The 12,105-nt window shown below is 60.6% G+C and carries 9 protein-coding genes and 2 riboswitches; of the genes, 5 read left to right on the top strand and 4 right to left on the bottom strand.

Annotated elements, in window-relative coordinates; all coding sequences use genetic code 11:
- Positions 1-3 precede the first annotated feature (3 nt).
- The gene (cobW, locus tag ACYZT4_RS06430; protein ID WP_461986202.1) at positions 4-1,071 is read right to left on the bottom strand and encodes a cobalamin biosynthesis protein CobW; all 1,068 of its coding nucleotides are present in this window, start codon (positions 1,069-1,071) and stop codon (positions 4-6) included.
- Positions 1,072-1,167: 96 nt separating this feature from the next.
- Positions 1,168-1,380: riboswitch (cobalamin riboswitch) on the bottom strand.
- 88 nt (positions 1,381-1,468) lie between these two features.
- A riboswitch (cobalamin riboswitch) is annotated at positions 1,469-1,696 on the top strand.
- 120 nt (positions 1,697-1,816) lie between these two features.
- Here cobW and ACYZT4_RS06425 point away from each other — a divergent pair.
- From ACYZT4_RS06425 to cobM, 4 genes are all read left to right on the top strand, one after another.
- Positions 1,817-2,011, top strand: a complete 195-nt coding sequence (locus ACYZT4_RS06425; RefSeq protein ID WP_461986200.1) for a CbtB domain-containing protein — start codon at positions 1,817-1,819, stop codon at positions 2,009-2,011.
- Between the two features lie 11 nt (positions 2,012-2,022).
- The gene (locus ACYZT4_RS06420) at positions 2,023-2,727 is read left to right on the top strand and encodes a CbtA family protein (protein ID WP_461986198.1); all 705 of its coding nucleotides are present in this window, start codon (positions 2,023-2,025) and stop codon (positions 2,725-2,727) included.
- Positions 2,724-3,149 (top strand): cobalamin biosynthesis protein, encoded by a 426-nt coding sequence (locus ACYZT4_RS06415; protein WP_461986196.1) that lies wholly within the window; start codon positions 2,724-2,726, stop codon positions 3,147-3,149. Before ACYZT4_RS06420 ends, ACYZT4_RS06415 begins: the two co-directional genes overlap by 4 nt.
- A 72-nt stretch (positions 3,150-3,221) precedes the next feature.
- Complete coding sequence (cobM, locus tag ACYZT4_RS06410) at positions 3,222-3,968, top strand: precorrin-4 C(11)-methyltransferase (RefSeq protein ID WP_461986194.1); 747 nt, start codon at positions 3,222-3,224, stop codon at positions 3,966-3,968.
- 154 nt (positions 3,969-4,122) lie between these two features.
- Here cobM and nfuA read toward each other — a convergent pair whose 3' ends face one another.
- From nfuA to ACYZT4_RS06395, 3 genes are all read right to left on the bottom strand, one after another.
- Positions 4,123-4,707, bottom strand: a complete 585-nt coding sequence (gene nfuA, locus ACYZT4_RS06405; protein ID WP_461986192.1) for a Fe-S biogenesis protein NfuA — start codon at positions 4,705-4,707, stop codon at positions 4,123-4,125.
- Between the two features lie 57 nt (positions 4,708-4,764).
- A complete protein-coding gene (locus tag ACYZT4_RS06400; protein ID WP_461986191.1) occupies positions 4,765-5,799 on the bottom strand; it encodes an acyltransferase family protein in 1,035 nt (344 codons plus the stop codon).
- Between the two features lie 115 nt (positions 5,800-5,914).
- Positions 5,915-8,197 carry a fatty acid cis/trans isomerase gene (locus ACYZT4_RS06395; RefSeq protein WP_461986189.1) on the bottom strand — a complete coding sequence of 761 codons (2,283 nt, stop codon included), beginning with the start codon at positions 8,195-8,197 and terminating at the stop codon, positions 5,915-5,917.
- A 155-nt stretch (positions 8,198-8,352) separates the two neighbouring features.
- On the opposite strand from ACYZT4_RS06395, the gene metH reads away from it, so the two are divergent.
- Positions 8,353-12,063, top strand: a complete 3,711-nt coding sequence (gene metH / locus ACYZT4_RS06390; RefSeq protein ID WP_461986187.1) for a methionine synthase — start codon at positions 8,353-8,355, stop codon at positions 12,061-12,063.
- The last annotated feature ends 42 nt before the right edge of the window (positions 12,064-12,105 follow it).

Below are 12,105 nucleotides of genomic sequence, written 5' to 3'. Positions count from 1 at the left end.
GGGTTAAACGCTGAGCGCGGCGCGCAATTGCGCTTCGAGTTGTGCGGCGTCCAGCGCCTGACCGATCAACACCAGACGCGTGGTACGCGCTTCATCGGCACCCCACTGACGGTCGAAATGCTTGTCGAAACGCGTGCCCACGCCCTGAATCAGCAGGCGCATCGGTTTGTTCGGGATCGCGGCGAAGCCCTTGACGCGGAGGATGCCGTGCTTGACCACCAGTTGGGTCAGCGCGTCCATCAGCAGGCTTTCGTCGGCCTGCGGCAATTCGATGGAAATCGAATCGAACGCGTCGTGATCGTGGTCGTCAGGGTCAGCGCCGTCGTGGTGATGATCGTGATGGCTGTGACGGCTGTCGATGTGCTCTTCGGAACCAGCGCCGAGGCCGATCAATACGTCCAGTGGCACGCGACCGCTGCAGGCTTCGATGACTTTCACCGCCGGCGGCAGTTCTTCGGCGACTTCCAGGCGCACACGGGCCAGGTCTTCAGGGCTGATCAGGTCGGCCTTGTTGAGGATCACCAGGTCGGCACTGGCCAGTTGATCGGCGAACAGTTCGTGCAGCGGCGATTCGTGGTCCAGGTTCGGGTCAAGTTTGCGCTGGGCGTCGACCTGATCCGGGAAAGCGGCGAAGGTACCGGCGGCCACGGCCGGGCTGTCGACCACGGTGATCACCGCGTCAACCGTGCAGGCGCTGCGGATTTCCGGCCATTGGAAGGCTTGGACCAGAGGTTTTGGCAAGGCCAGGCCCGACGTTTCGATGAGGATGTGATCGAGGTCACCGCGACGGGCAACCAGTTCGCGCATCACCGGGAAAAATTCTTCCTGGACGGTGCAACACAGGCAGCCGTTGGCCAGTTCGTAGACCCGGCCGTTGGCTTCTTCCTCAGTGCAGCCGATGGAACACTGCTTGAGGATGTCGCCGTCGATGCCCAGCTCGCCGAATTCATTGACGATCACCGCGATGCGCCGGCCCTGGGCATTGTCGAGCATATGACGCAGCAACGTGGTTTTGCCCGAGCCGAGAAAGCCGGTAACGATGGTGACGGGGAGTTTGGCCAGTGTTTTCATCGGATGCCCTTTGGCAAGGTGGCGGGCAAACGGGACGACGACCGCAGCGACAGACGCGCGGAAGATTTCGCCACCGGATCACCCCGCCCGGTTGTAGTGAGAATTCGTGTCGAGGCAGGTCTCCTGGCTGACGGTGTGCCGGTCGAAAGACCGGCGTTCACTGCGCCTTCCCGCGGGCTCCATGGCTGGAGCGTGCAGTGGCGTGGCAGCGAACATCACCGTTCACAGTTGCGGGGGCAGCCGCGGCATCGACCGCGTTCCCTTCTTAGCTTCGGCAAACGCCGAAGAACCTCGAATGCGCAAGGCTACGCATCGTCTTGGGGCGGGTCAATGTTCACCGGTTGATCAGCTAAACGAGAACCCTTGCCAATTGACGCCCAACCCCCGCCCATGCTCTCCTACACGCCTTGTTACGGGTGCCCTTCACAGGGTGAAACGGGAAACCGGTGAATCATGTGCTTTACTCAAAGCCATGTCAGTCCGGTGCTGCCCCCGCAACGGTAAGCGAGCGAAGGATCAGATCCACTGTGCCAGCAGTTCGGCATGGGAAGGTGATTCTTGCAGGTTTCGGCTGGCGCCCAAGCCCCTCGCGAGCCCGGAGACCGGCCCGCAACACAAAGTGACTTTGACGTTCACTGAACAACAAACCCGCGGTGGGCGGGCGCTGTTTGAATTTCTGCGAGCCCGGTTCGCAGGGGTCTTTCATGCGCTCTATCCACCCGCTGACAGACCAGAGGGAAGCGCCATGTCGATCATCAGCAGCACCGGCCACGCATCAGCCGGCACCACCACGACCACTTTGGCACAACGCCTGACCGCCGCCGTCTGCGCGTCGATCCTCGGCGCGTGCCTGGTCTACTTCGCCGGTTTCTCGCACATCGAAGCGGTGCACAACGCTGCCCACGACACCCGTCACAGCTCCGCGTTTCCGTGCCATTGAGACCTGCCGATATGATCAAGCGTATTGCGCAAACCGCAGGTTTCACCGGGCTACTGGCCGCCCTGCTGCTGACCCTGCTGCAGAGCTTCTGGGTTGCTCCGCTGATTCTGCAGGCGGAAACCTATGAAAAATCCGAGCCGGCTGTGGTTGAAATGCACGAACACGCCACCGGTGCCGCCGCTCACACCCACGATGCCGACGCCTGGGAGCCGCAAGACGGCTGGCAGCGCGTGCTGTCGACAACCGGCGGCAACCTGGTCGTGGCAGTCGGTTTCGCCCTGATGCTGGCCGGTCTCTACACCTTGCGTGCGCCGACCAAAACGTCCCAAGGCCTGCTGTGGGGCCTGGCCGGTTACGCGACGTTCGTCCTGGCGCCGACCCTCGGCCTGCCGCCGGAACTGCCGGGCACTGCCGCAGCTGATCTGGCGCAACGGCAAATCTGGTGGATCGGCACCGCCGCGTCTACCGCGGTGGGCATTGCCCTCATCGTATTCAGCCGTCACTGGTTGATGAAGATTCTCGGCGTGGCAATCCTCGCGGTTCCCCATGTGATCGGCGCGCCACAACCGGAAGTGCACTCGATGCTCGCTCCGGAAGCTCTGGACGTTCAGTTCAAAATCGCTTCGCAGCTGACCAACATGGGATTCTGGCTTGCTTTGGGCCTGATCAGCGCTTGGTTGTTCCGCCGCAAAAGCGACGGCCAATACCACGCATGACGGAAAACAGTGCGGCGCTGACGCTAGTCGTCGGCCTGGGCTGCCAGCGCGGCTGCCCCGTCAGCACGCTGCGGGCGCTATTCGATCAGGCATTACAGATGCATAACATCGGACTTCAGCAGGTCACGGCCCTGGCCAGCATCGACCTGAAGCGCGACGAGCCGGGCCTGATCGAACTCGCCGCACAACTTGAACTGCCGTTGCTATATTTCAGCAGCGAGCAGTTGCAAGGTTACAAATCGCGACTCAGCCATCTTTCGGACATCGCCTTCGAACGCACCGGATGCTACGGCGTGGCAGAAAGTACCGCCCTCGCCCTCGCAGAACAGTTGGCTCAGGCCCCGGCAACCCTGCTGATTTCGCGGCAAAAATACGCCCAGGCGACCCTGGCAGTGGCGCAGGCCACACAAAACCCCCGATAATCTGCACCCCCGATCATGAGCAATCTTCATCTGAAGCCTTGCCAAGCCCCCCTTTTCTGACAGGAAACGACGATGACCGTCTACTTCATTGGCGCGGGTCCCGGTGACCCGGAGCTGATCACCGTCAAGGGCCAGCGGTTGATCCGCAGCTGCCCAGTGATCATCTACGCCGGCTCCTTGGTACCCGCCGCAGTGCTTGAAGGCCATTGCGCAGAAGTTGTGGTCAACAGCGCCGAACTGCACCTGGAACAGATCATCGACCTGATCAAGACCGCTCACGTTAATGGCCAGGATGTGGCGCGGGTGCATTCCGGCGATCCGAGTCTATATGGCGCTATCGGCGAGCAGATCCGCTACCTGCGCGAACTCGATATTGCGTTTGAAATTATCCCGGGTGTGACGGCCACGGCGGCCTGCGCGGCACTGCTGGGTGCGGAGTTGACGCTGCCGGACGTGTCACAGAGCGTGATTCTGACCCGCTACGCCGACAAGACGGCGATGCCGGCCGGCGAAGAGTTGGCGAGCCTGGCGCAGCATGGGGCGACCATGGCGATTCATCTGGGGGTGAATCACCTGGAGAAAATTCTTGTGGAGTTGCTGCCGCACTACGGCGTGGACTGCCCGATTGCAGTGATTCACCGGGCGACCTGGCCGGATCAGGATTGGGTGGTCGGGACGATTGCGGACATTGCCGGGAAGGTCGAGGCGAAGGGGTTTCGCCGCACCGCATTGATTCTGGTGGGTCGGGTGTTGGGCAGTGATCAATTCAGCGAGTCATCGCTGTATCGCGCCGGACATGCGCATTTGTACAGACCTTAGGGCCTCATCGCGAGCAGGCTCACCCCACAGGGAGTTGTGTGCGACACCGATTCAATGTAGGAGCGAGCCTGCTCGCGATGGCGTCATTGAATTTTCCGCATAAAAAAACGGCGCTCACGGGGCGCCGTTTTTCATGTCGCAGCGAACACCTTAATCAGTAGTAGGCATTTTCTTTCTGCGTGTGGTCAGTCACATCGCGCACACCCTTGAGCTCGGGAACACGCTCGAGCAAGGTGCGCTCGATGCCTTCACGCAAGGTGACGTCGGCCTGGCCGCAGCCCTGGCAACCGCCACCAAACTTCAGCACGGCGATGCCGTCGTCGACCACATCGATCAGGCTGACCTGACCGCCGTGGCTGGCGAGCCCCGGGTTGATTTCGGTTTGCAGGTAATAGTTGATGCGCTCGTTAACCGGGCTGTCGGCGTTGACCATCGGCACTTTGGCGTTTGGCGCCTTGATGGTCAGTTGTCCGCCCATGCGGTCGGTGGCGTAATCGACTACCGCATCGTCCAGAAAAGCTTCGCTGAACGCGTCGATGTAAGCGGTGAAGCTTTTCAGCCCCAGTGCCGTGTCTTCGGGTTTTTCTTCGCCCGGCTTGCAATACGCAATGCAGGTTTCGGCGTACTGGGTGCCAGGCTGGGTAATAAAGACGCGGATCCCGATGTTCGGGGTGTTCTGCTTCGAGAGCAGATCAGCCAGGTAATCGTGGGCGGCGTCGGTGATGGTAATAGCGGTCATGGAAACTCCTCGCAGGCTTGGGCGCAGTTTACGCCAATCATCGCGCCGTACAAAGTCCTAGTATTTTTGTCGGGAAAGCGCCAACTCCCCAGCAGCCGACGGTTCGCCGTCAATCCAGTCTTTAAGCCACCGATAGCTGCATTTTTCCACCCATTCATAACTTGCCCACGAAGCCACGGCGATGGTGGCGACGCAAACGGCGAACATCACGTAGGGATTTACGCCATAACGTTGTGCGATAAATCCACCGGCAGACAGCACCAGCACATGCATCAGGTATACCGAGTAGGAACAATCGCCGAGCAGCTTGAACACCCGTTTGTTCTCGAAAAAACGCTCCAGCGCCATGCAGGCCATCACCAGCACCGCACTCGGCAAGCCCCAGGCGAGGACGCGCGGCTGCGGCGGCAGGTGATAAATCGCCAGCAGTGCACCGCCAATGCCCAGCAGTGGCAGCCATAAGCCGGGCTTGACCCAGCCGCGGCGGTAGATCATGCCAATGGCGATCCCCAGCAAAAACTCGTAGACGATGTCCGAACGGTAGAACTCACTGATCCAGCCATAACCGGTCCACGCTTGGCACACCGCAAACAACAATGCCGCAACGATCAGCAGGCGAACCTGTAAGCGGAACAGCAGCGCCCAGGCAAACAGCACGTAGAAGAGCATTTCGTAATTCAAAGTCCAACCGACATTCAGCGTCGGATAAATCCCGTAACCGCCGGGGTTTTGCGCAGGAATAAATAGCAGTGACATAAGGAAGTTTGACCAACTGACCGTCTGATCCGGCAACACTGGCCGGGCGAAAACCACGACCAACGCCATCAGCACCGTGTACAGCCAATACGCCGGAACGATGCGAAACAGCCGATACAGCAGAAAACGTGTCGGCGGCAGCGATTTGCCCTCGGTGGACAGGAAAATTACCAGGCCACTGATGACGAAGAAGATATCGACGCCGACCGCGCCCTTGTCGATGAACATCTGCCCAATCGGGCCGCGGGCCTTGAAGTCGAAGAAAATCTGCATGAAATGGTGGCAAACCACCGCCCAGGCGGCGAGCGCGCGCAGTGCCTGCACTGAAATCAACATCAATCGCCCTCCCGCTCCACTCTCCAAACCATCACAATTCCCTGTAGAAGCTGGCCAGCTCCTACAGGGGATCTGCGGCGTCTAACAAATCCGACACCGGCCCGCCGTTAAAAGATCAAAGATTCTCGTAGCGGTTCATGTCCAGCACGCCCTCTTCCACCGGATCGGTTTCGTGGACGTAGGTGCTCAGGTCATGGAAGTAAAACCAGAACTGCGGATGACTGCGGCGAATGCCCCAGCGCTCGACGATTTTCCCGAAACGGTTGGCGTCCTTGGCGTTTTCCATCGCATCGACGAACGCCGGCACTTGTTCCGCCGGTACGTTGAAGATGAAATTCGGGTAGCTGCTAAGCACGCCGGGGAAAATCGTCAAGGTGTCGAGCCCCGGCTGATAACGCAGCGACTCGCCAAGAATGAACGCCACATTGCTGTGGGCACGGTTGCGCAACAGGCTATAAACCTCGCGTTTGCCACTGGCGGTTGCAACCCGCAGCATCGTCGCTTCCGGCAATTGATCGATCACCCTCAGCCCGGCAGCAGGACGCGAAGTAAGACGGCTCAGCGCCTGCTCGGCATTCTGCAGGGCCGGATCGATGTTCGGCCGCGAGCAGTAAGCGCCGTCGCAGCGGTTGATCGGATCGGGCCTGGCATCCAGTTCACCGTAACGCGCCAGCAATTGCAGGGCGAAGTCGCGCTTGGGCTCTTTCTCGTCGAGTTTCAGCGCTGTCGGCTTGTCGTCGTTGATGGACTCGTAATCCAGCCACATCTTGAATTGGCCGCTGCTCTGGTACCAGTCATCGAGAAAGCCGTCCCGTGAATCGGCGGGCATCAGGCGCAGGAAGTTCTGCTCGGCGCCATTGCGGATCAGGTCGAAATACAGGCGCGTCTGCGCTTGATGGGAGACGTTGCCGAACACGTCAAAGTTGACCGCCAACTGATAATAGGTCCGCTCCAGCAGCGGAAAGTCGAACAGCCACATCGTCTGCGGCACGTCGCCGATCAGGCCCTTGTTCACCGAGGCGCTGTCGAAATGGCGGAAAATGCTCAGCAACGCGTTGTCGTTGCCAGCCCACAAGGTCGACCAACTCGGCGCCGGCGCGCCCGCATAGTTGTCGCGGCGCAACGCCTCGTACTCGTTACGTTTGTCGCGGTAGTCATGCCACAGGCTGAGCACGCTGCCAACTTCATCGTCCTGCCCCGGCATGGCCAGCAACGGCGTGGCCTGGCCGCGATAGTTGGGGTCGGTAATATAGAGGTCGTATTCCGGCGCCTGGAACAGGGCCCAGAAGTTGTCGCGAATCACGTCCGTGGCAATCTGGCCACGGCACACCGGGCCGCGAATAAAGGTGCGGACGAAGTATTCAGCGTTATCGAGCATGAACTGATAACGCGCCTGCGCCGGGATCGCTTCGAAGGTGGCAAACGGATTGGCCCGGCGCACCGGCCCATAGCCTGGCAAGGCATTCACCTGCCAGTTGCCGCTGTAGAACAGGCTTTTGATCCGCGCCATCTTCGCCGCGCTCAGCGGATAAGTGATGTGCGTCTTCTGCACGATCACGCCCTGCACCGGCCACAAGCGGTAATACACCCGCGTGCCCGGGTCGTCATTTGGTCGACGGGTGCTGATCAGGTCGATCGGCTGCCCGGTCGGCGTGCGCGAACGCACCCACTGGAAGAAATGCCCCGGCTCGCTGTCCTTGAAGTAGATATGCGCGAGAAACCAGTGCTCGAACAACCAGCGCCCTACCAGACTCTGGCGGGCACCCGGCGCGTTGAGCAGGTTTTCCCACTGCACCACTTGCAGGGCTTCTTGCGCCGAAGGCACCCGCCCCTGCTCATCGATCGGCGCGCCGGAGGCCAGCCAACGCTGCAGGGTCTTGTATTGCTGATCGGTCAGGCCGGTGACGGCCAGCGGCATGCCTTCCTTCGGATGAGTGTTGGCGTAGCCGTCAAACTCGGCCGGCATCGCGCACATGTTTTCACGGTTGAGGCCCAGGACAATATCTTCCGGCAATTTGGCGTTGGGCGTCACCGGCATTCGGTGACCCAGCTCCAGCATTCGCGCCATTAACGCGGCCTGACTGCCTTGGGCGTCGAGCACTGGATAGAAGCCTTTCTGCTGCCAGGCGTGCTGGCCGAAGGCGTCGAAAAACAACCGGGTCGGCACGGCTGCCTGACTGCGTTCACCGTCGTAGACCGGGACTTTCGACGCGCCCCGCGCCGCCCCTTCTCCGCTGCCCAGGTTGAGCTGACAGGCGGCATCGTTGCAGGCATGGCACGCCACGCACTTTTCGGTGAAGATCGGCTGGATGTCGCGGCTGTAGGAGATGGCCGCCTCCTGCGCGACGGCCCCCCAGCTTATAAACAGCAACACACTGCTGATGAGGCGAAAAGACATGTCGCTGGCCCTGATCGTGAAAAAACGTCGCGATTCTACCGGTAAGGCCCTTGGACCAACATGAGCGATATTCATGCAAATGCCCGACATGCTCTAAAAGCGCACAGGTTTGCTATGATCCCGCCCCTTCGTCATGGTCTTTCCGAGTAGTCCCAATGTCCGATCGCAGTGTTCGCCTTCAAGCCCTCAAGCACGCCCTCAAAGAGCGCATCCTGATACTCGATGGCGGCATGGGCACGATGATCCAGAGTTACAAGCTCGAAGAACAGGATTACCGAGGCAAACGCTTCGCCGACTGGCCGAGCGATGTCAAAGGCAACAACGACCTGTTGGTGCTGACCCGGCCCGACGTGATTGGCTCGATCGAGAAGGCTTACCTGGATGCCGGCGCCGACATTCTTGAAACCAACACCTTCAACGCCACCCAGGTGTCCCTGGCGGACTACGGCATGCAGGCGCTGGCGTACGAGTTGAACGTAGAAGGTGCACGCCTCGCGCGCAAGGTCGCCGACGCCAAGACCCTGGAAACCCCGGACAAACCGCGTTTCGTTGCCGGCGTGATCGGCCCGACCAGCCGCACCTGTTCGCTGTCACCGGACGTGAACAACCCCGGCTACCGCAACGTGACCTTCGATGAACTGGTGGAAAACTACACCGAGGCCACCAAAGGCCTGATCGAGGGCGGCGCCGACCTGATCCTGATCGAAACCATTTTCGACACCTTGAACGCCAAGGCTGCGATCTTCGCCGTGCAAGGGGTGTTCGAAGCGTTGGGCATCGAACTGCCGATCATGATTTCCGGGACCATCACCGACGCCTCCGGCCGCACGCTGTCCGGCCAGACCACCGAAGCGTTCTGGAACTCCGTGGCCCACGCCAAGCCGATCTCGGTTGGCTTGAACTGCGCCCTCGGCGCCAGCGAATTGCGTCCGTACCTGGAAGAACTGTCGAACAAGGCCGGCACCCACGTTTCAGCGCACCCGAACGCCGGCCTGCCGAACGAATTCGGCGAGTACGACGAACTGCCGTCGGAAACCGCCAAGGTCATCGAAGAGTTCGCCCAAAGCGGTTTCCTCAACATCGTCGGCGGTTGCTGCGGCACCACGCCGGGCCACATCGAAGCCATCGCCAAAGCCGTGGCCGGTTACGCACCGCGGGTAATTCCGGAGATTGCAAAGGCGTGCCGCCTGTCGGGCCTGGAGCCGTTCACCATTGATCGCAGCTCGCTGTTCGTCAACGTCGGCGAGCGCACCAACATCACCGGCTCGGCCAAATTCGCCCGCCTGATCCGTGAAGACAACTACACCGAAGCCCTCGAAGTCGCCCTGCAGCAGGTCGAAGCCGGCGCGCAGGTGATCGACATCAACATGGACGAAGGGATGCTCGATTCGAAGAAGGCCATGGTGACCTTCCTCAATCTGATTGCCGGCGAACCGGACATCTCCCGCGTGCCGATCATGATCGACTCCTCGAAGTGGGAAGTGATCGAAGCCGGCCTGAAGTGCATTCAGGGCAAGGGCATCGTCAACTCGATCAGCATGAAAGAAGGCGTCGAGCAGTTCATCCATCACGCCAAACTGTGCAAGCGCTACGGCGCCGCCGTGGTGGTGATGGCGTTCGACGAAGCCGGCCAGGCCGACACCGAAGCGCGCAAAAAGGAAATCTGCAAACGCTCCTACGACATTCTGGTGAACGAAGTCGGCTTCCCACCGGAAGACATCATTTTTGACCCGAACATCTTCGCCGTCGCCACCGGCATCGAAGAACACAACAACTATGCCGTTGACTTCATCAATGCCTGCGCCTACATCCGCGACGAGCTGCCGTATGCGCTGACCTCCGGTGGCGTGTCCAACGTGTCGTTCTCGTTCCGTGGCAACAACCCGGTGCGCGAGGCGATTCACTCGGTGTTCCTGCTGTACGCGATCCGCAACGGTCTGACCATGGGTATCGTCAACGCCGGTCAGCTGGAGATCTACGACCAGATCCCGGCCGAACTGCGTGACGCCGTGGAAGACGTGGTGCTCAACCGCACCCCGCACGGCACCGACGCCCTCCTCGCCATCGCCGACAAGTACAAGGGCGACGGCAGCGTCAAGGAAGCCGAGACCGAAGAATGGCGTAGCTGGGAGGTCAACAAGCGCCTGGAACACGCGCTGGTCAAGGGCATCACCACCCATATTGTCGAAGACACCGAAGAATCCCGTCAGTCGTTCACCCGGCCGATCGAAGTCATCGAAGGCCCGCTGATGTCGGGCATGAACATCGTCGGCGACCTGTTCGGCGCCGGCAAAATGTTCCTGCCTCAAGTAGTGAAATCCGCCCGCGTGATGAAACAGGCCGTGGCCCACTTGATCCCGTTCATCGAACTGGAAAAAGGCGACAAGCCGGAAGCCAAGGGCAAGATCCTGATGGCCACGGTGAAGGGCGACGTGCACGACATCGGCAAGAACATCGTCGGCGTGGTACTCGGCTGTAACGGCTACGACATCGTCGACCTCGGCGTGATGGTGCCGGCCGAGAAGATCCTGCAAGTGGCCAAGGAGCAGAAGTGCGACATCATCGGCCTGTCCGGCCTGATCACGCCGTCGCTGGATGAAATGGTCCACGTTGCCCGCGAAATGCAGCGTCAGAACTTTTACCTGCCGTTGATGATCGGCGGGGCGACGACTTCGAAAGCGCACACGGCGGTGAAGATCGAGCCGAAGTACAGCAACGATGCGGTGATCTACGTCACCGACGCCTCTCGCGCCGTGGGCGTGGCGACGCAGTTGCTGTCGAAGGAACTGAAACCGGCGTTTGTCGAGAAAACCCGCCTGGACTACATCGACGTTCGCGAACGCACCGCCAACCGCAGTGCCCGCACCGAACGCCTGAGCTACCCGGCGGCCATCGCCAAGAAGCCGCAGTTCGACTGGAGCAACTACGCGCCGGTCAAACCGACCTTCACCGGCTCACGAGTGCTGGACAATATCGACCTCAAAGTCCTGGCCGAATACATCGACTGGACCCCGTTCTTTATCTCCTGGGACCTGGCCGGCAAATTCCCGCGCATCCTCACCGATGAAGTGGTCGGTGAAGCCGCCACCTCGCTGTACGCCGACGCCCGGGAAATGCTCGACAAGCTGATCAACGAAAAACTGATCAGCGCCCGGGCGGTGTTCGGTTTCTGGCCGGCGAATCAGGTGCGTGACGATGACATTGAAGTCTACGGCGATGACGGCAAGCCACTGGCCAAGCTGCATCACCTGCGTCAGCAGATCATCAAGACCGACGGCAAACCGAACTTCTCCCTCGCCGACTTCGTGGCGCCGAAGGACAGTGAAGTGACGGACTACGTCGGTGGTTTTATCACCACCGCCGGCATCGGTGCCGAAGCAGTGGCGAAGGCGTATCAGGACGCGGGCGACGATTACAACTCAATCATGGTCAAGGCCCTCGCCGACCGTCTCGCCGAGGCCTGTGCCGAGTGGCTGCACCAGCAGGTGCGGAAAGAGCACTGGGGTTACGCCAAGGACGAGACGCTGGACAATGACGCGCTGATCAAAGAGCAATACACCGGCATCCGCCCTGCCCCGGGCTATCCAGCGTGCCCGGATCACACCGAGAAATCGCAGCTGTTCGCCTTGCTCGACCCTGAAGCCCGCGAAATGAAAGCCGGCCGCAGTGGCGTGTTCCTCACCGAACACTACGCGATGTTTCCGGCGGCGGCGGTCAGCGGCTGGTACTTCGCTCATCCGCAGGCGCAATACTTTGCCGTGGGCAAGGTCGACAAGGATCAGGTGCAGAGCTACACGTCGCGCAAAGGTCAGGATTTGAGTGTGACCGAACGCTGGCTGGCGCCTAACCTGGGTTACGACAACTAACCTTCCTGTTGGCTACAACGCTGTGGCCAACACACATTCCTT

The organism is Pseudomonas sp. GB2N2, assembly GCF_054897705.1.
The sequence above is the reverse complement of the archived record's forward strand: the minus strand, read 5'-3'. Positions and strand labels throughout refer to the sequence as shown.

Bases quoted from the DNA above. Each gene is read 5' to 3' on its own strand.
- cobW (WP_461986202.1), bottom strand. From the start codon at position 1,071: ATGAAAACACTGGCCAAACTCCCCGTCACCATCGTTACCGGCTTTCTC.
- ACYZT4_RS06425 (WP_461986200.1), top strand. From the start codon at position 1,817: ATGTCGATCATCAGCAGCACCGGCCACGCATCAGCCGGCACCACCACG.
- ACYZT4_RS06420 (WP_461986198.1), top strand. From the start codon at position 2,023: ATGATCAAGCGTATTGCGCAAACCGCAGGTTTCACCGGGCTACTGGCC.
- ACYZT4_RS06415 (WP_461986196.1), top strand. From the start codon at position 2,724: ATGACGGAAAACAGTGCGGCGCTGACGCTAGTCGTCGGCCTGGGCTGC.
- cobM (WP_461986194.1), top strand. From the start codon at position 3,222: ATGACCGTCTACTTCATTGGCGCGGGTCCCGGTGACCCGGAGCTGATC.
- nfuA (WP_461986192.1), bottom strand. From the start codon at position 4,707: ATGACCGCTATTACCATCACCGACGCCGCCCACGATTACCTGGCTGAT.
- ACYZT4_RS06400 (WP_461986191.1), bottom strand. From the start codon at position 5,799: ATGTTGATTTCAGTGCAGGCACTGCGCGCGCTCGCCGCCTGGGCGGTG.
- ACYZT4_RS06395 (WP_461986189.1), bottom strand. From the start codon at position 8,197: ATGTCTTTTCGCCTCATCAGCAGTGTGTTGCTGTTTATAAGCTGGGGG.
- metH (WP_461986187.1), top strand. From the start codon at position 8,353: ATGTCCGATCGCAGTGTTCGCCTTCAAGCCCTCAAGCACGCCCTCAAA.